General features: G+C 74.2%; 3 protein-coding genes. 1 reads left to right on the top strand and 2 read right to left on the bottom strand.

The window, feature by feature from the left end; translation table 11 throughout:
* The first annotated feature begins 213 nt into the window (after positions 1-213).
* Positions 214-981 carry a BTAD domain-containing putative transcriptional regulator gene (locus tag AB0M08_RS35420; protein WP_364503184.1) on the top strand — a complete coding sequence of 256 codons (768 nt, stop codon included), beginning with the start codon at positions 214-216 and terminating at the stop codon, positions 979-981.
* 180 nt (positions 982-1,161) lie between these two features.
* On the opposite strand, the gene AB0M08_RS35415 is transcribed toward AB0M08_RS35420, so the two are convergent.
* Both AB0M08_RS35415 and eccCa read right to left on the bottom strand, forming a co-directional pair.
* Positions 1,162-19,248 (bottom strand): hypothetical protein, encoded by an 18,087-nt coding sequence (locus AB0M08_RS35415; protein ID WP_364503181.1) that lies wholly within the window; start codon positions 19,246-19,248, stop codon positions 1,162-1,164.
* Positions 19,248-23,198: a type VII secretion protein EccCa gene (eccCa, locus tag AB0M08_RS35410; RefSeq protein ID WP_364503178.1), complete on the bottom strand. Its 3,951-nt coding sequence runs from the start codon at positions 23,196-23,198 to the stop codon at positions 19,248-19,250. Before eccCa ends, AB0M08_RS35415 begins: the two co-directional genes overlap by 1 nt.
* Positions 23,199-23,330: the final 132 nt, after the last annotated feature.

Here is a 23,330-nt window from a genome sequence, read left to right as displayed (position 1 = left end):
ACCGCACGTCCGATCCGATGTGAACGTTCACACGCACGCGGGAGGTAAGGCGTGATCCGCGCCATAGGTGCAGGTTGCGGCACCCGCTGCGACCTTGGACTCTTTCCACCGGCCCCGGCGCTGTTGCGAGTGTTTACATTGCTGGTGGGAATTGTTCAGCTGATCCCTCCTAGCCTGGGAGCGCTATCACGGGGTTTGGGCCGGGGAGAAACATTGAAGGACATCCGTGACGATCAGGAGTTTCGGCTGCTCGGGCCGATCCGCGCGCTGCGGGACGGCGCCGAGGTCGCGCTCGGGTCGCCGCAGCAGCGATCCACGCTGGCGGTGCTGCTGCTGCGCCGCCGGGAACTGGCCACACTCGAGGAGTTGATCGACGCGGTCTGGGGCGACGAGCCACCGAGGGCTGCGGTCAACACCATTCGGACGTACGTGTCCCGGCTGCGCCGCCTGCTCGGGGCGGACGTGATCACCTCGGCCGCCGGCGGCTACCAGCTGCGGGTACCCGCCGAGACGATCGACGTGGTCCGCTTCCAGCAGCACATCGAGCGGGCCCGGACGGCACGGCACCGCGGGGAGGCGGACCTCGCGGCGACCGAACTGCACGGCGCACTACGGCTGCGGCGCGGACTCGCGCTGGCGGGCGGGGTCGGCCCGTACCTGGCGGGCCAGCGCCTGCGGCTGGAGCACCTCGTGGCGGGCGCGGTCGAGGACCAGCTCGCGGTGGAGCTGGAGCGCGGCCGGTACGCGGAGGCGATCGCCGGGCTGACCGCCCTGGTCGCCGAGCATCCGCTCCGCGAACGGCTGCACGAGATGCTGATGGTCGCGCTCTACCAGGCGGGCCGGCAGGCCGAGGCGCTCGCCCAGTACCGCACGGCCCACGACCTGCTCGGCGGCCAGCTGGGCATCCGCCCGGGCGCCGGCCTGCGCCGCATCCACCAGCAGATCCTGCACGGCGACGCGGAGTTGCAACTCGCCAGCTGACGGCACCGGCCGGCCGCGGCGACGGACACAGCCCGGGCCGCACCGCACCGGCCCGATCCGGTGCGACCCGGTGCGGTACGGCCCGGTGCGGTACGGCCCGGTGCGGTACGGCCCGGTGCGTGCGTGGGCACTTCGGTTGCGGGACCGGGCGGGGTCCCGCAGCCGAAGTACGGCGGACGCTCATCGGGGCGGGTTCTGTTCGCAGTTGAGGTCCGGGTAGTAGGTCGCCAGTACCTCCAGCAGGAGTTCGCCGACCTGCTCCCGGATCCCGTCGGCCAGCGACATCCGATCCGGGATCAGGATCTCCCGTCGCTGGTCGTTCTCGGTCACCCAGGCCCGGATCACCCGCCCGTCCGGCCGCCCGCCCTCGCGCTCGACGGTGAGCTCGGGACCGGGCGCGCGCCGCACCCGCGGTGTCCGGAACGCGGCGAGCGCCGCCGGGTCCAGGGGCAGTTGCGGCGCGGTGTGATGCATCAGGTCCGGGCTCGGTGCTGGTTCCAGATCGAAGAACGCTTGCGGTACGCCCGAAACCGCGTCATTCTCAGCGCGCCGAGCCGCCGACGGCGGAACGGCGGCACCGGGCGGTGGCACGGCCGGGTGCGGCGGGAGAAGCGTGCCGAGGGCGTCCGGGGTGTGCCAGTGGGTCCGCCACTGCTGATCGTCGTCGGTCTCGAGGTGCCGGAGCGCGGTGGCGAGGGCCGTCTGAAGGCGGACGGTGGCGATCGGGCCGCCGTCCGGGCCGCGCAGTCCGGCGAGCGCGTCGGCGAAACCGGCGGGCAGCACCTCGCCGCCGAGGCTGAGCAGGGTGAGCCGGGTCGTGTCCGGCACCCCGTTGGCCCGCAGCACCGCGAGCAGCCGCCCGGGGCTGTAACCGGTGAGACGATCCTGCTCCGCGACGAGAACCGACTGCTCGCCCTGGTCGGTGATCGTGTAGCCGTTGACCAGGACCACGGTCCGGTGTGGGCTCACGACGGCCCGGGCGTCCAGCTTGTCCCAGGCCCGGGGCGAGACCAGAGCGACCAGCTCCGGCGGCCCGTCGGCACGCCGCCGCACGTTCACGACGGCGTGCACCTGCTCCGAGGGCGCCGGAGGCAGCACGGACGCGAGGGGCACCAGCGGCTGGACGGCAGGCGGAAGCACCGGCCTCGCGGCCGGGCGCGGCGGCAGGGCGCGCGCCTTCACGGTCACGGTCGGCGACTGCGGGGGCGGGGCGGGTGGCTGCGCGGGCTCGGCAGGCGGCCGCACCCGCGCAGCGGGCGGGTGCCCGGGTCGGGTGGGTGGCTGACCGGGCGGGGTGGGTAGCTGACCGGGCGGGGTGGGTGGTTGCGCGGCGCGCGGGCCGCCGCGCTGACCGGCGACGATCAGCGGGATGTGGACCGTCCGGGGCATCGGCTGGCCCATCGGGGCCGGGAACATCGTGTCCATCGCGCGCAGCGTCGCGCTGAATCCGCGGGCCATCCCCGCGTTGACCTGTTCCCACACCGACGGCGGGCGCCGCGACGGCGTCATCACCGTGGCCCCGGCGGCCTGGTTGCCCGGTACCGCGCTGAGTGCCAGCAACGCCCCTGGCAGATACTGCGCGAGCGTCCCCGCGGGCCCGGTCAGGTAGACGGTCAGCCCGTACCGGTCCGGGTGGTAGTCCCGCTTCTTCTCCACGTTGCGTTCGGCGACCGCGCTGGAGCTGATCTCCAGCGAGCTCTCGTGCTCGACGCCGCCGCCCGGCCCACCGGCGAACTCGGGTTTGTCGTCGACCCCGTACCGGCGGTTGTCGCCGCCGGCCAGGCCGCCCTTCGCCCCGACGCCCCAGCCGCCGCTCGCCGTGCCGCTCGCCGCGTCCTCGGCCTGCTGGTAGCTGCGGCCCTTCATCTTCTGGTGGAGCGCCGCGCCGTCGCTGGTCTGCCAGTACTCCCCGTCCTCCACGTCCACCCGGAGGACCAGGCCGGTGCCGGGGATCGGGTACCCGGCGGCGCCGAGCATCCGCTGCAGGCGGGTACGCAGCATCGAGTCGTCCGCCCCGCCCTTGACCAGTGTCCAGAGCGCGGAGCCGATCCCGGTGCCGGGTACCGCCCCGGTCGGCGTCTCGGGGCGGCTCGGCGCGGGCAGGCTGACCGTTCCGGCCCACCGTTCGACGAACCGGGCGACCGGCAGCAGGCTCAGCGGGTGCAGCGTGGTGTCGTCGAGCAGCGCCTGGTTGCGCGGCGACCGTACGCCCGGAACCCCCACCCACCCGGGCCCGAACGCCGCGGGCGCGACCGACCCCGGCATCGGCTCCCAGTGCCCGGCCGACCGTGCGTCCTGGACCAGGAACCGCGGGACGAGCAGCCGGACCGAGCCCGCCAGCCGGGGATCCCGGGTGACGTCCAGCCGCCGCGCCCAGTCGAAGTGCACCAGCCGCCGCGCGCCGGCCCCGGCCCCGAAGAGCTCGCCGCCCTGCACGACGAGTTCCCGGGCCAGCCCCGCGGCCAGCTCGAACGCCTCCGGCCCCTGCCGGGTCAGCGCCATCTCCACGCTGAACGCGAGCGGCAGCTCGAACTCGTGGGCGGCGTCCAGCCCCTTGCGGTAGATGTCCTTGACCGCCGCCTCGGTGCCGTGTTCCCGGTGCCGCCCGTAGCTCGCCTCGACGGCCGCCTGCCCACCGCCGAACTCGGGGTGCACGTGAGGGGTCTGCACCTCGCGCCGTTCGGGTGCGCCGCCGGGCACCTCGGTGTGGCCCCGGTCGCTCCGGGCGTGCTCCAGCCGGCGTGCTCCCCCGGCCAGTCCCGCCTCGGCCTGCCAGCCGTGCTCGTCGCTCTCCGACCTGCCGGTGGTGCCCTCGGCGCGCAGGGTCAGCCCGACCCGGTCCCGCGGCCGGCCGGGTTCCGCGGCGCCCTCGGTGGCCCGCACGTTGAGGTAGAGGAACCTGGTGCCGAAGCGGGTGATGACCGGTACGAGGCCGCTGACCCCGGACCCGGTGAGCGCGAAGTACCGGTTCTCCAGGGCCCAGCCGGTGAACCGCCGGATCAGGTTGCGCTGCAGCGTGCCGGCCGCGGGATCGAGCCCCTGCTCGCGCAGCGCGTCGAGGATCGCCTCGACCAGCCGCTCGGCCCGCAGCCGCTCGGGGTGCCCGGTCGCCCGGAACAGCGCCGGGTCGATGATCGTCCGGTGCCGGTCGGCCGCGGCGGGTGCCGGCACTCCGGGAAGTCCCAGGTCGGCGGCGCGCCGCTCGGGCAGCACGACGTCGAGCGCGGTCCGGATCCGCACCCGCTCCACCTCGGGCTCGGCCCGCCCGTCCTCCTCGACGGCCACCTCGACGATCGGTGTGACCCGGTAGCCGACGACCGGCTCGTTGTAGGTCGCCCGGCTGATGTCGATGCTGCCCGCCTCGGCGCCCGTCTCACCGCCCCGGGCCCACTCGAACCCGACGTGACCGCCGAGCATGCCCAGGAAGCCGGCGTCCTCCTCGGCCGGGAACCCGCCCTTGACCGCGATCGATCCGCTGACCCTGTGGCCGGTGCCGGTGGAGAGCTCCACCGACGGGTTCGCCATCGCGTACTGCTCGATCTCGATCCGGTCGGTCGCACCGATCACCTGCTCGACCCGGTGGTTCGGGATCCGCAACCGCAACCGCAGGCTCTGGGTACGCCCGTGACGCGCCGGCAGCGGAACGACCCAGCCGTGCGCGTCGGTCGCCTCGGCGAAATGGGCGCTCCACTCGCTCGGCACGGCCGCCCGCCACAGCTCGACCGGCCACGCCATCGGATCGTTCAGCCAGGTGTCGCCGAGCCCGTTGAGCCGGGCGTACATCCGGGCCGCGGTGGCCACCAGCTCCGGCATCACCAGGAAGCTGGGCAGCACGCCGCCGCTGCCCCCGGCACCGAACGGGACGTGCGCCGCGTCCCACTCGTCCCGGTCCACGGTGATGGCGCGCGCCGCCCGGTCCACCTGCTCCGGGGTGAGCGGGACCGTCGGGCGGTACTCCTCCGGGTGGGCGAAGACGCCGACCACCGCGTCCGGGCCGACCGCGTTCTCGGCGACCGGCCCGGCGCCCTGGGGTGTCTCGCCAATCAGGTAGCGCGTGGTCACGCCGCGGGAGGCGACCACCGCCTCGAAGGTGAGCAGGTAGATCAGTTCGTCGACCTTGCCCGTGGTCTCGGTACGCCGGTACGTCTGCACGGTGTCGCCGACCGCCCGGCCGCTCTCCCGGGAGTAGGTGTACCCGCCCTCCAGAGCGGGTGCGGTGATCCGCCGCCGGTCCGGGGTACGCACCACGAGCGCGCCCTCCAACCCGGCCCCCGCGGTCAGCTCGGTGGCGGTGGACGCCTCGCTCGACGCGCCGACCAGCGAGCGGGTGTTGACGTCCATGTCGTACCGGGAGTGGGCGTCGACCCGCTGTTCCAGCCGTCCGGTGAGCAGGATCCGGTAGGTGTTCACCCCGATCCGTACGTCGAACCGCAGCCCGGCGAGTGACCGGGTGAGGTCGGCTTCCAGGGCCGGGCGGCTGACGTGCGCGCGGACCTGCTCGGCCACGTCGGCGGGGAGCCGGGTGACGCCCGCCCGGGTCCGGAGCGCGGCCAGGATCGTCGTGGCCACCCGCTCCGAACCGGACAGCTGCAGCGTCGTCGCGGCGCCGAGTCCCCGCCGCGCGGCGAGCGGCAGCGGTTCGAACGGCGCGGGCCGGCCACGGAGCCAGGACCGGGCCTGCGGAACCCCGGCGGCCGGCGCGGTCCGCCCGTCCGGCGCGTCGAACCGGTTCACCCCGGGTGCGCCGAACGTGTCGTCGAGTCCCGCCGTCGGGGTGGCCCCCGTCGGCGTGGCCCGCTCCGGCAGGGTCAGGGCGGGAACGCCCCGGGTCAGGGTCGCCCCGGTCATCGCCCGCTCGAACCGGTCCCGCTCGGTCACCGGCACCCCGAGCTCGGCGGTCAGCGGCAGGTGGAACGCGCCGATCGCCGGGTCGCCGTGGGTGCGCACGTCCGCGCGTACCCGAACGCGGTATCGGGCTTGGTCCGCCTTTCGCTTGAGAACCGTGTGGTTGGAGACCTTCTCGCTGAGCGCCGCGCCGGTCGACCGGGAGTGACCGATCTCGACACTGCCCTCGATCGAGCCCTGGACGTGCGTGCCCCCGGTGGACGGCCGGTGATCGCGGAGCCCGCTCGCCCCGCCCGAGATCTCGAGGCCGGCACCGCTGGTCCCGGAGCGGCTCTGCGCCCCGCCCGCACCGATCCCCTGGTCGTCGCGGATCGCCACGTCCGCGGTGTCGCCGAGGTACTCGACCAGCTCGGGGTGCAGGGACAGCTCCACCCGCTGGCCGCCGACCTCGCCGGTGAGGTCGCCGCCGGTGAACAGCCGCCGGTTCCGGTTGAGCACGCCGCGCTCGTTGAGCAGCTCCCGAACGGCACCCCGGACGATCGTCGCGGCCCGCTCGGCACCGGTGGCCTGGTACGCCCGCCGGGCCAGGACCAGCACGAGCGGCCGCATGTCGATCGCGTTGAGCACCTCGTGCGCCCAGGACGGGCCGCGCTCCCCCGCGGCGGCCGGCGGTGCGGTGACGGTCGCCGGCGCGGGCTCGGGCCGGATCGTGGTGGCCGCGGTGTACTGGGTCGGGAACTGCGCGGTCAGCGTGAACCGGTCGAGCGGGATGTCGTAGTGCGCCCGTGGCCGATTCTGACCGTTGATGGCCACCTGCACCCGGATGCCGCCCCGGAACCGGGTGTTGCCGGTGACGAACATCTGCCGCCCGGCGACCACCTGCCACTCGGCCTTGCCGGTGTCCTTCAGGCCCGCCGAGAACGTCACCGGCACCCCGAGCACGCCCCGCGAGACCCGCTCGGCGAAGCGCAGGAAGAGCACCTCCGCGCCGAGCCCGAGGCTGCCGGACGTCCCACCGGACTGCTCCGCCGCGACCTTGGTGGACCCGAAGTTCACCTTGAAGACGGCCGGCTCGTTCGCCCCCGGCGCCCCGAGCGGCTGCTCACCGTGGAGCGCGAAGTGCAGCGAGACCAGCTGCCCGTCCGCGGCGAAGTGCAGCCCCTCGTTGAGCGCCCGGTCCCACCGCTCCAGGAAGTCGTCCCGCGCCTGATCGTGCCGCGCGCCCGTCGGCGGCACCTCCCGGAGCAGTTCACCGAGCTCACGGGCGACCGCGTCCTGGAACGCGGTCACCTCCCGAGCCTGCATGGCCGCCGCGACATCCACGGCGACGGTGTTCCCGTTCGGCGCGGCGTTCGCCGACGTGTCCCGCACCGCGAACTGCCCCTTCGCCCCTTCCCGCACATACCAGGGCAGCCGCTCCGGCACAGGCACAGGCGCAGGCACAGGCGCAGGCGCAGGCGCAGGCGCAGGCGCAGGCGACATGAGCGGATCAGCGATCGGCAGGTTCGGAATCGGCGGGTTGTGACGTGACGGGTTGTGACGTGACGGGTTTTGGACCGACGGCGCACCCAGTCGCCGCAGGATTCGTCCCACCGCCGCTTTGACCGATTCCGGCGGCGCCACCTCCGGCGTCCCGACCACCACGGAGACACCCGGCTCGACCAGCACATCGGTCCCCGGCGGCACATCCCGCGGCCGCGCCCAGATCAGCCCGGGCCGGAACTCCAGCACCCAGTTCTCCGGAAGCCGCACCAGCCCCGGCTCGTCCTCAACCCCGTCGTGCTCCCGCTCAGCGGTCGCCTCCGGGCCGTCCTTTTCCGGTACGCCCGATCGCGCCACCCCCGTGCCGTGCGAAGCCGCCGCCGGGGCCGGGCTGTCCTGGCCCGTCCCGGTGCCGCCGCGGCCGAGCACGACGCCGTCCTCGGTCTCCTCCTCGCTCTCCGCGGTGAACCCGTCGAACGGCACCGCCCGTGACGGCTCGCCGTCCCGCGCACCGATCACCGGGAGGTTGACGACGTCCCAGCCCTCGGCGTCCTCGCCGTCCGCCGCGTAGTGGTAGACCGACCAGCTCCGCCCGTTGACCGTGACCACGTGCAGTTGCCCCTGATCGGTGGCGACCGCCCGGATGCTGCTCGGCGGGGCGACGATGCCGCCGCTGCCCGGTCCTCGCCGCTGTGCCAGCTCCCGGGCGAACTCCCCGGGCAACTGTTCGTCGTCGCAGCTCAGCAGCGTGAGATCGGCGGTCTCCGGCACGCCGAGGTCGTCACGGAGGAGTTCCGCGAAGTCCGCCGCGCGATAGGGCACCCACCGCACCGCCCCGGTCCCGTCCACCATCGGCAGGTCGACGGCCGGGTCCTCCCGGGTCGAGCTCTCCGACCGGTGCACGACGACCCGGGTCCGCCCGGGCTGCCCGGCGGCACCGCGCAGGTCCCCCATCACGGCGAGTTCCGCGGGCGCGAGCAGCATCACCAGCGTCGGCGCCGTGCTCGCCCGGTCCACCCGCGCCGGCCAGCGCCGCCGAACCGAGACATCCCAGACCTCCGGCGCGGCTTCCGGTTCGACCGCGACGGCCTTCGCCGCACTCGGCACCGCTTCCGACGCGCTCGGCAACGCTTCCGGCTCGACCGCAGCGGCTTCCGGCTCGACCGCAGCGGCTTCCGGCGCGGTCGGTGCCGCCTTCGGCACGGGCGGCGCGGCCTTCGACGCGCTCGATGCGGCCTTCGACGCGCGCGGCGGGGCTTTCGGCGTGTTCGAAGGGGACGGACGGAGAACGAGCGCCATCGACGGCTCGGGCGCCGGGCGGATCCCCGCTGGTGGTGTGGCACTCAGCGCCACGATCGCGCCGTCCTCGTCGAAGACCAGGGTGCCGGCCGGGCCGCTCAGGTAGACGGTGGTGTCGAGCTGGTAGACGTAGTACCGCTGGCCCAGCTCGACGTTGCGCTCGGCGACCGAACCGGCGGCGATCTCCAGCGAGCTCTCCGCCGAGCCACCCATGCTGACCGCGCCGCCCAGGTCGGGCTTGAACACGCCGTCCCGCCAGCCGACGCGGCCACCGCCGCCGCTGAGCGTCACGCCGCCGCTGGAGCCGGACGCGCTCTCCCCCGACGGCGACGTCTTGACCTGCTGGTAGTTCCGGCCCTTGTGGAAGTAGCCGAGCGGCTCCCCGTCGGCCTGACGCCAGTAGCGGCCACCGCGGACGTCGACGCGCACGGTCAGATCGGTGCCCGGAATCCGGTAGCCCTGCTCGCCGAACATCCGGGGCAGCCGGGTCCGCAGCATCGACTCGCTGGCGCCACCCTGGATCCGGGTCCGCAGTTCGCTGCCGAAGCCGCCACCGGCCTGGCCCGACGCACCACGCGCACCCGGATCGGGCACCCTGCCGCGCGCCGGCACGGAGACCACGCCCGCCCAGGTCTCGATCAACTCGGCGATCGGCAGCACCGAGAACGGATGCAGCGTCGGATTGTCGAGCATCACCTCGGTGAGCTCGGCCCGCTGAGCGGGCACCTCACCCCAGACCGGCCCACCCCGACCGCCCGCCTCACTCCGACCGCCCGCCTCACCCCGGCCGTCGCCGAGCGGGCCGCGCGCGGTCGTCGACTGTGGCGCGCCGGGCAGCCGGGTCCAGCCCTCGAGGGGTGGCGCCGGTGCCCGGTCGGCCCGGTGCCGCCGGGTCAGGTAGCTCGGCACCAGCAGCCGGACCGAGCCCCGCGGCACGTCGGCGCCGCCGATCGTGGTGGCCCAGCTGAAGCCCCACATCCGCCAGCCCGACCACGCCCGGCGGGCCCAGGCGCCGGCTCCGGCCTGGTCGGCGAGCGAACGCAGGACCCACCCGATCCCGGCGAGCGGTGCCCGGAGCACCTCGGGGCTCTGCCGGGTCGCGCCGATCGTGATCGTGTACTCGATCTCCTGCTCGAACTCGTGGGAGACCTTCACCCCGGCCCGGTAGATGTCCTTCTCCAGCGTGGCCATCGTCTGGCTGCTGGACGACTCGGACGTGCCGTGCCCGGCCAGCGACAGCGCCCCGAACTCGGCGGCACCCCGGTCCGCGCCGGCGGGCACGGTCTGCTGATCGAGGTGCCGACCGGAGACACCGATCATCCCGCCCTTGGCGATCGACGCGGAAGTGCCGGCCGAGCTGCCCTCCTGTGCCTCGCCGCGCAGGGTCAGCGAGACGTTCGGGCGGGCCCGGTCCCCGGTGATCGCCCGCGGCGTGCCGGTGACGCTGACGAAGACGAACCGGGTGCCCCTCGCGGTCAGCACCGGGATCCAGGCGTTGACCCCGGACCCGGTCAGCGCGAAGTACCTGTTCTCCAGCGCCCAGCTCGAGAACCGCCGGGTCAGCGCCCGCTGCAGCCGATCGGGGACGTCCTCGCCCCGCCCGATCAGCCCGCGGCGGATCAGCTCGTCGCGGATGGCCGGCAGCACGCCGCTCGCGTCGAGCCGCTCGGGATGGCCGGTGGAGCGCAGCAGCCGCTCGTCGATCGGATCCCGCCGTCGCGGCAGCGCGGAGGCGGGCGGCGCCTGGGTGAGCTTGAGGTCGGTGGCCCGCCGTACGGGGAGGATGAAGTCCAGCCCGTTCTCGACGGTGAGATGCCGCTCCACCCGTTCGACGCGCCGGTTCGCCCAGCCGGGGAGCCCGCTCCGCTGGTTCTCCAGGTCGGCCGGCTCGCCGTCGGCCGGGAACGCGCCGGGCATGGGTGGCGGCTCGGCACCCTCCGCGCCGTTGTTGCTCCAGCGGAACGCGGTGATCCGGAGGGACGGCGATCCCCGGTAGAACGCCACCTCCTCGTTGTAGGTGATCCGGGTGATGTCGATCGTCCCGGACTCGGTGGCCCGGCTGCTCCCGGGCGCGTACTCGATGGTGCCCTTGACGTCCGGCCCGATCAGCACGTGCGTCGCGTGGCTCTCGGCGGCGGCCTCCCGGCGGGCGAGCTCGCGCTCGTGGTGCCCGCTGCCGGTGGGTGCCGGGGCATGGGCGGTCTCGGTCGCGTGGGCACTCTCGGTCGCATGGCCGGATTCGGTCGGGTGGCCCGGTTCCTCGGTGGCGTGGCCCTCGGTGCCGAACGTGGCCAGGGCGGAGTAGCCGCCGCCGACCTTGAGCGCGTACGTGGTGCCGGTGCCCTCGCTCAGCGTCATGGTGGGGGCGGACATCGCGTACTGCTCGATCTCCACCCCGGGCGGCGTGCCGAGATACGCCGTACCGTGCCGGGGCAGGCGCATCCGGATCCGGACCGCCTGCTGGAAGCCGTTCGCGTCGGGCAGCGCGACGACCCAGCCGTCCTCGCCGGTCAGCTCGGCGAACCGGGCCGCCAGCTCGCTCGGCACGCCCAGCGCCCAGACCTCGGCGGGCCAGTTCAGCGGATCGTCCAGCCAGGCGTCGTCCCTGCCGTTCAGCTCCGCATACGCCCGGGCGACGGCCGCCACCAGCTCGGGCAGCGCGGTGAAGGCCGGGAAGACACCGCCGGCGCCCGCCTCCGCGAACGGCACCGGGATCATCCGGTCGAACCGCGCCCGGTCGGCACTGGTCGCACCCACCGCGTCCGCGTCGGCCTGGGACACCGGCGCGGACGGCGCGTACTCCGTCGGCAGCGCGAGGACGGCGACGATCGCGTCGGGCCGTGCCTCCACGATGCCCGGAGCCACCGGCCCGACGTGCACCTGAGCACCATCGGAAGCCATGGAACCAGCGTGGCCCCGCGTGTCGTCGGGCACCAGCCTGCCGGCCGGGCCTTGCCCGCCTCCGGACAGCACCGGGCCGGCACCGCCCGGCGTACCGGAAAGCGCTGTTGACCTGGCTTCCAGGGGCGGGGTCCAGCCGATGGAGAGGCGGTCGGTGCGGTCGCCGTGGCGGATGGCGGCCTCGAAGTTCAGCAGGTAGAGCAGTTCGTTGACGTCGCCGGTGGTCTCGGTACGGCGGTACAGCTGCATCGCGTCGCTGACCGTGAGCGCGTTCTCCCAGCTCCGGCCGTACTCGAGATCGATGTCCGGAAAGGTGCCCCGGTGCCCCTCGGAGCGCCGCAGCGCCAGACCGCCGCCGAGACCGCCGCCCAGGATCCGTTCGGAGCCCACCGAGGCCGACCCGCCCGCCCCGGCGAGCGACCGCTGGTTGACGTCCATGCCGTAGGTGACGGTGGTGTCGATCCGGTTCTCGATCCGCCCGGTGAGCAGGATCGGGTACGCCCGGCCGCGAATCGTGACGTCGAACCGCACCCCGACCAGCGCCCGGGTCAGGTCCGCCTCCAGCGCCGACCGCCCGATCCTGGCGTTGACCTGCTCGATCACGTCGAGTTCGGCGGCGGCCGGGCCCGCGAGCGTGCGCAGCCGGGCCAGCACCGCCACGGCGACCCGCTCGGCACCGGGCAGGTGTAGCGTGGTGGCCTGCCCGAGGCCACGCCGCCCCGCCAGCGGCAACGGTTCCCCCATTCCGGGTGCGGCTCTCAGCGCGTGCCGGGCCTGTGGCACCAGCGTGGTCGGCGCCTTCCGCCCGGGGACGGCCCCACCGGCACCGGCGATGCCGCCCCGTCGTGGCGCGGTCCCGGGTGCCGTGTCCGTGGTGGCGCGCGGGCCGAACAGCGCGTCCAGGGCCGCCCGGCTCGTCGTGGCGCCGTTCGGTGGCCGCGGCGGCGGGAGCACCGGGGCCGGGCGGTGGCGAGTCAGATCGGTTCCGGTCAGGGCCCGCTCGAAGCGCCCGCGTTCGGCGGCCGGTACCGCGATCTCGGCGGTCAGGTTCTCCGGGATCGCCGGGATGCCGGGGCGGCCGTGGGTGCGGAGTTCGGCGTGGACGATCACGCGGTACCGGGACTGCGGGGCCCGACGCTTGAGGATGGTGTGGTTGAACGTGGACGCGTCCAGGCCGCCGGACGTGGTGCGCTCCTGGCCGGCGCCGCCCGTGACCTCGATCGCGCCGCGCGGGTGGACGCCGTCCGGGAGCCGTGGGTCGCGGAGGCCGGACGGGCCGCCGCTCAGCTCGGCCTCGACGCCGCTGGCGCCCTTCTGCTCGTCGGAGGCGCCGGTGCCGATGCCGTGGTCGTCGCGGACCGCGACCCCGTCGGTGTCGCCGAGGTACTCGACCTCGGTCGGGCGCAGGCTCAGCCCCAGGCGCAGCTCGTGCTCCCGGAACGGCAGCGCCCGGCCGACGAGGTGCCGTTCGGCGCGCAGTTCGCCGGAGATGTCGCCGCCCGCGAAGAGCCGCCGGTTCCGGTTGAGGGCCGCACGCTCGTTGAGCAGCTGCTTCACGCCCTCCTTGGCGATCGCGGCGGCCGCCTCCGCCCCGAGGTCGCGCACCAGCTCCCGCTGCCAGGCCGTGATCAGCGGTTCGAGGGCGATCGCGTTGAGCACCTCATGGGCCCACGACGGCACCGAGAACGCCCGCCCCGCCACCGGCGGAACGCCGGATGAAGCCGCAGCGGGAACGCCGGGCGAGGCCGTGGGGGGAACGCCGGGTGAAGCCGCGGTGGGAACGCTGGACGAGGCCGCGGCGGGAGCGCCGGACGAGGCCGCCGGCGGGGCGGGAGCGACCGCCTCGGCCTCCGGGAGCACGTACTGCTCCGGGAGCTGCGCCGTGATCCGGAACTCGGCGGCCGGAACGACCGCGTGGGTCTGGTGGACGCCGTCCAGGTAGACGTCGAAGCGGATGCCGGAGGCGAAACGGCGGCGGGCGCCCACGAACATCTGCCGCCCCGCCACCAGCCGCCAGTCGGCGGAGCGGGACGACTCCAGGGACGACGAGGTGCCCACCGGGATGCCGAACCGCGCCCGGGCGATCCGCTCGGCGAAGAACAGGAACGCGAAGTCCGGCTCGAAGCCCAGTCCCCCGTCGGCGCCGCCCCCGGTACCGGACGAGATCTCCGACGACGAAAAGTTGACCTTGAACACCGACGGGTCGCCCTTCGCGGGCCTGCGCAGCGAGCGCGGGTCGTCCAGCGAGGCGCGGACCCAGACCAGCCGGCCGCCGGCGGCCACGTGCACGCCCTGGGCGAGCGCGTCGTCCCACCGGTCGAGGAACGCGTTGTACTCGGTCTCCCGCCGGGCGCTGGTCCGCTCCGGTACGTCGAAGAGCGGCGCGAACTCCGCGGCCAGCGCATCCCGGATCCGCCCGAGCACGTCCGGCGCGAGCCGTTCCCGGGGCGGGTACACGGCCGTCCCGGCGGGCGGCGGCGTCGCGAGACGGGTCCGGATCCGATCAGCGACCGCGTCGGCGAGCGCACCCGGAGTCGCGAACGCGGCCCCACGCCGCCCGTCGGAGATGCCGATCTGGCCGAGCGCGCCCTCGGCGACGTACCAGGGAAGGACCTGTGGCGTCGCACCCTCCTCGGCGCCCGCCAGCGGAGCGCGCGGCGCGGTGCCCTGGATCGGAATCGGACGGTCGACGCCGTGGTACTGCCCGTCCGCCCCGGGCTCCCCGATCAGGGCTTCGAGCAACTGCACGTGCCGTGTACGCAGGCCGCGCCACGGCAACACCTCCGACGGCGGCTGCTCGTCGTAGCGCCCCAGCAGGCTGCCCGGCACGTCGGCACGCTGGAGGGCGCCCGCCGCCGTGGACTCGTCCCGCAACCCCAGCTGATGGGTCAGCTCGTGCGCCGCGTCGACCGCCCGGATGCCCACCGGCCAGTGGTAAAGGTCGGTCAGCGACCCCGGCTCCCCCACCGTGATCGGCAGGTGTGCGTGCTCCGGATCGTCCACCCACTCGACGGCGACGTGCAGCAGACCGCCGTGCACCTGATAGCCGGGCCCGTTGAGGAACTCCTCGACACCCGCCTCGGCCGCCGCCCGCACGCCCGGTTCGTCCCGGTCCAGATGCGCGCGAATCGTCACCGCACTGACCCATCGCCCCTGGTACCGAACGCGGCGTACGGCGAAATAGGACCGCACCACGTACGGCGCCCCCGCCGGAGCCGACACCGGGTCCTGCCACAGGTGCGAACGGACCGCCTCCTCCGCCGCGCCGAAGGCCTCGGTCCACGCCGGATCCCCCCGATCCACCCGGAACGGCGGCACGTCCCCGATGAGCCCGACGCTCTGCCACCCCCGCGATTCCAACGGCAGGGAACCGACGAACAGAACCACCGCTTCGAGTACGGCCACCGGAAGCTCCCGATCGGGCTCCCCGACCGCGATGGTGCCCCGCTCGGCGACCGGCATCCCCCGGACACGCTCGGCACTCCCCTCGGCGGGGCGCACCGGCCGCACCCAGACACCACCCGGGACATCCTCGATCACCCAGCCGTCGATGAGACCGGTGACACCCGCCGTCCCCGCCTCCTCCAGCCGCCGCTCCGCGTCACCGCGCCGTTCCCCGGCCAGACCATGGGCCTGTTCCGCGTCGAGGACCCGCTGCCGCGCACCGCCGAGCGCCTCCCCGGCCACCGCAATCGCGTCCCGGTCGAAGGGAAGCGCCCGCTCCACGGCCGCGGCGACCCGCCGTTCCCGCGGCGACGGCACCTCGCGCCGGCGCAGGTCGGCGAGCTCCCGCTCGTGACGCGCCAGCCGCTCGACCGCGACCCGCACCTGCCGGACGGCCTCCCGCTCCGCGCCACGGGCCCGCTCCAGCTCCCGCCGTGCCACGACGACATCGCGCCGGGCAGCGGCGACGGCCTGCTCCTGCGCGTTCCTGACCCGCACCGACTGCGGCTCCCCGCGCCGAACCCCCGTACCCGTGCCACCCGTGCCACCCGTGCCACCCGTGCCACCCGTGCCGGCGCCCCCGCCGATGCCCGATGCGGCGCCCGCGCCCGAGCCGACGCCCGTGCCCGGACCGGTGGCGGGCTCACTCTCCGATGGCGCCGGCTTGATCGTCGCCGCCGCCCTCGCCTGCTCGACCCGCTGTTCCGCAGCCACGACCGCGGCCCGCGCCGTCTCCACACGCTGCGCGGCGGCGGGTCGCTGCTGCTCAGCCCCGTCGATGTCGCGACGGAGAGCCGCGCGCTCGGCCAGCTGCGGCCGTGTCAGTTCCCCGTGCAGCTCGGTGAGGCGCTGGACGTTCCGCTCGATCCGCTGATCCAGATCGGCCACGTGCCGCTCGGCGCGCTCGACACCCCGGCTCGCGGTCCGCAGGTCGCCGGCGGCCCGCCGCAGCGCGATCTCCTCCGGAGTCGGCGACACGCTCACCACTGCGCCGGACTCCGGGGCAGGTCCGCCGGGCTTCGCCTGCCCGCTCTCGGCACGTGGCGGTTTCGGTGCGCTGCGGGACGGCGGCGTGTGCAACTGCTCCAGGACGTGGTCCGGAACCGCCTCGAACGGCCGCCCCGCCGCGAAGTCGTCCAGCGACCGCAAGGCCGCCGCCCGGTCCTCCGCCGCCCGCGCGGCCTCCGCCGCGTCCAGCCGTCTCCGCACCTCGGCGGCATCGCGATCGGCCCGGCGCCGGCTGAGATCCTGTTCCGCGCTACGCGACCTCTCCCGCGCCACGTCCACCCTGCCGCGCAGGTCGGTCACGCGCTGCTCGGCGGCGGTGAGCCGCTCCGGGAACGTCTCCAGACTCCGGCCCGCCGCCGCGCGAACCGCCAGCTCCCGCGGCGTCAGATCGGTCCGCCCCGCCAGCTCGGCGACGGTCCGCCGATCGGACTCGGCCTGCCCCGGGAGCCTTTCCAGGTTCCGCTCCGCCCGATTCAGATCAGCCTGGAGCGCCCGCACCTCCTCGCCGGCCCGATGCACCGCCCGCTCCTCGGCAGACATCGGCGACACCGAGGTCTTCGTCGGCCCCACGGCAGGCTTGGCGACCGTCGAAGAAGGCTCCCCGGAGGGCTTCGCGACCGTCGAAAGAGGCTCCCCGGAGGGTTTCGCCACGGTCGAAGACGGCTCACCGGAGGGCTTCGTAACAGCGGCGGCCGGAGCCGTCTCCGAGGAGGACGTGGTCGGTCCGTAGGCGTGCGCCTGCTGCTGGCGTTCGTTCGCCAGCTGACGGTTCACGGCGGCGGCCGCCGCGTCCCGCCGCATCTGATCACGCGTCGGCTGGTTCGGGTCCCCGGCGGCGTGGCGCGCGGTGTCCACCGGCGCCTCCTGAACCTCGGCGCGCTCCTCGCTGAACCGAATCGTCCTGGTCTGCGCCGTGCCGGTCCGCGACCCGTCACTGTGCTCCGACCGGCTGAGCCCCAGCCCACCGCCACCGCCGGGCCGCTCGCCGCCCGAGGGCCCGCCGGGCCGATCGCCGCCCGAAAGGCCCCCGGGCCGATCACCGCCGGAGAGACCGCCGCGGCCGCCGGAGCCGCCAGGGCCGCCGGAACCACCGGGGCGGGTGCCGCCGATCGGCGTGCCCGGCGGGTCCATGTCGGCCGTGCGCAGGGTGATCTCCCCGGACCGGGTGTTGAAGCGCAGGCTGTCCACGTCGATGCGGCCCGGCACCTCGTTGACCAGGTTGCCGTCCTCGCCGAGCGTGAGTCTCGGTCGGTCGTCGCCGCTGGCCGCGAAGCGCACCGTGCCCGCCTCGCCGGTACTCGCGTCGATCTTGACGACGGTGAGCTTCTCGCCGCCGCGGACCGGCAGCGGCGTCGCGTCGTGGCCGGACTCGCCGAACCGGAAGTACCGGGATCCGCCGAACGAGGCCGGATCGCCCGGTGCCGTGCCGGTCGACGTATGTTCGGCCGGATCGTTGCGGACCGGGGCCCACCGGCCGTCCACCGGATCCCGGACCACCACGTTGGTGCCGACCCGCTCCACCCGTGGGCTGCCCAGCGGATCGCCGCCGCGCCACTCGGTGATCCCGTCACCGGTGAGGCGCGAGTACCCGGCCTCGCCCCGTCCGGGCGCGGTCACCCCCATCCCGGGTGGCTCGTGCTCGAAGGTGAGCAGGTCCACGTTGCCGTCACCGTCGCGGCGCAGGAACTGGATCGGCTCCTTGGTGACCTCGCCGATCGAGGAACGTGCGGAGCCTGAGGAACGCGCCGGGCCGGAGACGTGCCGCCCCGCACCGGAACCGGCGGCGTCGTGGACGGTGACGGTACCGACCTCCCAGCGGCCCTTGCCCACGTCGTAGGTGAGGACCCGCTCGCTCCGGGTGCCGTACCCGTGGACCGTCCCGTCCGGCCCGGAGAAGTGGTTGCTGTAGGTGCTGGTCCCGAACGACGTCGCGTCCCGCACGGTCTCGTGCGGCTGCCGGGTGGTCGGCGTGGCCCGCCCGGTGACGTTGTCGATCTCGAAGTACTGCACGTCGCGCGAGGTGGCGCGCCCGGTGTTCGGGGCGGAGACCCGGGCCGGGTCGAGCGGGACGTCCTTCCCGCCGAGCCGGTTGCCGGTCCCGGGAAAGGACGAATTCCGGTCCGGCGCCAGCGTGACGAGTTCCCGGTTCCCGCCGCTGACCTGCACGACCTGGCGCCCGGTGGCCGGGGTCGGGGTGATGTCCGGCCCCGACGGGGTACGCCGGGAGAGGACGGCCTCCCTGATCTGCGTATTGGCCGCCCGGTAGTCGACCACATCGGGCGTGGCGGACGTGGTGCGGCCGGCCACCGTGCGCGACGGCGTGACCGGGGCGCCGTCGATCCCCCGTGCCGTGACGTGAGGCAGCTCCACCTGGAACTTCGACCCCACCGTGATCGGGGTGATCGAGCGGCCGATCTCGGTCTTCGGCACGTCGGTCCCGAAGCGTACGTCGATCTCCGGCAGCCGGATGCCACGGAAGGCCGCGCCGACCTGGGTGATCACCCGGTCGTTGAACTCGCCGATCTGCCGGGACGTGCCGGGCGTCTCGTGCATGCCCATCACGCCGCCGTACAGCGCGCCGAAGGTGGCCGCGAACGCCGCGTCGGTGCCGGTGTAGTGCATGTCGACGTGCTCGATCGACGCGCCGATCTGCCGTGCCCCGACGTCCATCCCGACGCCGACTCCGGCCCCGATGGCGGCGTTCCTACCGAAGTTGACCGCGTCCTGGACGAGCGGCGGCAGCGTCCGGTAGCTGGTCACCACCGTGTTGATCACCTGGTTGAAGCGGACCGGCACGAACGTGCTGATCCGGCTCACGAAACTGCTCAGCGCGCTGAGGCGGAGCCCGACGTTCTCGATCGCCGCCGCGATGCGCGGGAAGATGGTGGCGAGGCGGGCGAGCAGCGAGGCGAGGGCGGCCCCGATGGCGAAGGTGGAGAGCACCATGGTGCCCACGCCGAAGAGGGTCAGCAACGCCACCGCGATCGCCATCGCGCGCTCCTGCCGGCGCATCTCCTCGAGGGCGTCGTCCACCTGCTTGGCGTAGTCCTGCAGCGCGTACCCGATCAGCGCCAGGTTCTGCGCCGAGTCGATCATCATCCGGCGCACGCCGTGCAGCTCGTCGTTGAGCACGAGGTTCGCGGCCTGCGCGGCCTGCCCGGTCCAGATCCCGAAGAGCAGCGTGCCGTCGGTGCCGTACGTCAGCTGCACCTCGTAGAGCTCGTCGGCGGCCGCGATGAACGCGTTGCCCAGCTCGACGATGGGCCCGGTGTCGAATTCGGCGCCCATCAGGAAGCAGCCTCGGGAGAGGGGCAGACCGCCTGCATCACCTGGGTACCGGCGGAACGGCTGACCAGCACGCCCCGGCCCGGATCACGGCGGGCCGCGCGCTGATCGGCGAGCAGCACCCCTTCGCGCGGGTCGCCGGAGAGGATCAGCCCGGTCGCGCCGTACTCCTTCAGGCGGCTGAGCAGCGGATCCGAGAGCAGCGCCCGCGTCGATCCGGCGACCCGCCGGGCGACCACGAGGTGCAGCCCGACGTCCCCGGCCTGACCGAGCGCGTCGGCGAGCGGACTGAGCGGTCCGCGCGCCCCGCTGCCGGCGGCCAGGTCGTAGTCGTCGACCACGACGTACAGCTCCGGCCCGGTCCACCAGTTACGGGCGCGCAGCCCGGCGGCGGTGATGTCGGCCGGCGGGCGGCGTTTCGCGAGCGTGTCGAGCAGCTGTTTCACGTACGCGGCGCTGTGGTCGGCGTTGCCGGCCCGCGCGCCGATGTACTCGTCCGGCACCGCCCCGAGCAGGCTCCCCCGGTAGTCGATCACGAAGAACCGCACCTCGCGAGCGCTGTGCCGGGCGGCCATCCCCGACATCCAGGCGCGCAGCAGCGACGTCTTGCCGGATCCGGAGTCCCCGAAGATCACGAAGTGCGGATCCGAGGGGGAGAGATCAAGACCGACAGGCGAAAGATCGGTCTCCCGTACGCCGATCGGCACGCCCGACGCCACGCCCGGCAACCCGGCCAGCTCTTCCGGGGTGATCAGCGTGGGCAGCGTACGGATGACCGGAGCGACGGCCCCGCGCCAGCCCGCCGTGATCGAGGTGATCGCGGCCTGCTGGGCCTTGGCCAGGTTCTCGGTGCCCGGCTCGCCGTCCAGGCGGGGCAGCGCGGCCTGGAAGATCTCGCCGGGCGGGCAGACGCCGCGCCCGGGCAGCGGCAGGGTCAGCGACCGGGCCGCCGCGCGCGAGACCTCGGACTCGGCGGGCTCGTTGAGGCGCAGTTCGAGGCGCCCGCCGATGTTGTCGCGCAGGCTGATCCGGATCTCGGTCCACCGGTTCGCGGTGAGCAGCAGGTGCACGCCGACGTTGAGGCCGCGGGTGGAGATCTCGGTGACGGTCCGCTCGGCGGTGTCCACGCCGGTGCGCAGCGCGGCCCAGTTGTCCACCACGAGCACCCAGTCCGCGGCGTTGGTCCCCTCCGGCAACTCCCCCGCGTCCCGGCGGCGCCGGAATTCGGCCACCGAGTCGATGCCGTACTCCTGGAAGAGCTTCTCCCTCGTGACCATCATCTGGTGGGCGACGGCGAGGGTGCGCCGGACCCGCTCCTCGTCGGTGCGCCCGGCCACCCCGGCGATGTGCGGGGCACCGGCGAACGGGGCGAGCGACCCGCCACCGAAGTCGATCACGGCGAACTGCAGCTCGGCCGGGGTGTGCGTGACCATCGCGCTGAGCAGCATCGTCCGCAGCAGGGTGCTCTTGCCGGACTGGGGTGCCCCGATCAGGCCGACGTGCCCACCGGCGTCGTCGAGGCGCAGGTGCAGCACGCGCTGCTCCTGGACCGCGGGCAGGTCGACCACGCCGATCGGGAAGGAGAGGGTCCCGCCGGGCAGGTCCGTGGCGTGGTAGCCGCGTTCCGGGTCGTCGGCGAGCTCGCCGAGGATCGGCTCCAGGTCCAGGTAGTGCGGCAGCGGCGGCAGCCACACCTGGTGGACCGGGGTGCCGCTCGGCTTGATCCGGTCCACGATCACCTGCAGCGCGGTAGGGCCGCCGACCGGAACCGGCCCAGTGACGGGGGCCGGCCCGGCGACGGTCTCCGTTTCCTCCGGAAGGTGGGCGTCCTCGGCGGTGCGCAGCCCGTACTCGATGACCGGGGCGAAGGCCGCCACCGGCACGTCCGGGCTCGGCGGCAGGTACGGCGCGGAGGCGTGCGCGACCCGGAACCGCTCGTAGATCGTCTCGCCGACCGTGAAGTACGCCGACCCGGGGATCGGCGGCAGCCGGTACGCGTCCACGGTCCCGATCACCGCCCGGCTCTCCGCCGCGCTGAACGTGCGCAGGCAGAGCCGGTACGACAGGTGCGATTCGAGCCCGCGCAGCCGCCCCTCGTCGAGGCGCTGGCTGGCCAGCAGCAGGTGCATGCCGAGGCTGCGGCCGAGGCGCCCGATCTGCACGAAGAGGTGGATGAAGTCCGGCTGCTGGCTGAGCAGTTCGGCGAACTCGTCCACGAAGATCATCAGGTACGGCAGCGGCTCCAGGTTCGCCCCGGCCGCCCGCCGCAGCTGGTACTCCCGGACGTTGTCCAGGTTCCCGGCGTCGCGGAGCAGCTGCTGGCGGCGCTGCTGCTCGCCGTGCAGGGCGACCCGCATCCGCTCGATCATCGTCAGGTCGTCGGCGAGGTTGGTGATCAGCCCGGCGACGTGCGGTAGCTCGGTCACCCCGGCGAACGTCGCCCCGCCCTTGAAGTCGACCAGGACCATGCCCATCTCGTCGGGCGAGTGCGTGAGGGCGAGCGAGGCGACGAGCGTACGCAATAATTCGCTCTTGCCGGAGCCGGTGGCACCCACCAGGAGGCCGTGCGGTCCGACCCCGCCCTGCGCCGACTCCTTGAGGTCGAGGACCAGGTCGGCGCCCTCGCCGGTGATGCCGATCGGGACTCTCAGCAGGTTCGGGTCGCCGGGGCGGCGCCACATCGCGGGCGGGTCGAGCGCGGCCAGGTCACCGGTGCCGACCAGTTCGGGCAGGCCGAAGGTGCGGGTGAGCACCTCCTCGCGCTCGGCGGTGAGCAGCAGCGGGGCGAGCGCGCGGGCGATCTGCTCGCCGAGCACCGTGTCGGCCGGGTCCTGGACCGCGTCGGTGACCGCGCTGACCGCACCGTTCTGCCGGCTCTCCACGGTCAGCGCGGTCCCGGCGCCGAGCCGGATCCGGGCGTCCACCCGGGACGGCTCCTCGGACTCCCGGGCCACCAGGCAGACCACGTGCACGCCGCTGGTCTTCCCGGACGCGTCGATCAGCGCCTCGATCAGCGGCAGCCGGGGGCGGTAGCCGTCCAGGACCACGACGAGGTGCCGGTCCGGGCTCTTCACCCGGGCGGCGGCTTCGATCCAGCGTTCCAGCAGGTCGACGAGGCCGTCGAGGTGTTCGGCGACCATCGGCGCGGTGCCGTCCGGATCGCCGGTGTGCGGCAGCCACTTGGCCCAGTCCCAGGCGCCGCTCTCCGCCAAGATCATTACCCGGACGTCCTCCGGGCCGTGCAGCACCGCGAGCTGGGTGACCAGGTTGTACGCCGTGTCGCGGGCGCGCCGCGGATCGCCGAGCACGCTGAGCACGCCGATCCGGCCGAGCGCGACCCAGGCGGGCTGGCCGCCGACGACCGCGTACTCCTCCATCAGCCGGGCGGCGGCGCGCTGCGAGACCCTGTCGTACTCCGCGGTCGGGTCCTGACGGGGTGCCGCCTGCATGTGCAGGGCGGCCCCGGCACGTCCCTGCCCGACCCGCAGCTGCAGGAAGTCCGGATCGGTCATCCGGCGCTCCCAGATCCGGCGGCGGTTCTGGGTGATCCCCCAGAGCCGCTCGATCGACGGGTGCTGGAACGCCGCGGCGAGTCGCTGGGCGCGCGCCGAGGCCCGGGCCTGTCCGCGCAGGTCCCGCAGGTAGTCGCGGTACCGGGCACGCTGGCGGGCGGCGGCGCGCCGGGCGGCACGGCTGTTCTGCCGGCGGACCATGAAGGTGATCGCGGTGGAGGCGACCACGAAGACCACGCCGAGCACGATCATCCACATCCGGCCGAAGGTGACCAGGTAGGCGCCCATGCTGACGCTGCTGAGCAGCGGCAGCAGCAGGTAGAGCCACTGCTGGGCGGAGGACTCCCCGGTGCGCGCGGGCGGCGTCGCCAGCGTCACCTTCTCCTCGGGTACGACCGGAGGGTGGGTCCGCGCCGGTCGGTGGAATGCCGTGTTCGCCATGTCTCGCCTTTAGGTCGTGTCTCGTGGATCGCGCGAGTGCGAGGCGCGGTCCAGGTGGTGTCTGGCGTCGGCCGGTTAAAGGCCGCATACCGGTGTTGTATGTGGCCTTTAACCGGACGCCGTCAGGCGCCG

The organism is Actinoplanes sp. NPDC051851 (assembly GCF_040681165.1).
Taxonomy (GTDB): Bacteria; Actinomycetota; Actinomycetes; order Mycobacteriales; family Micromonosporaceae; genus Actinoplanes.
The sequence above is the reverse complement of the archived record's forward strand: the minus strand, read 5'-3'. Positions and strand labels throughout refer to the sequence as shown.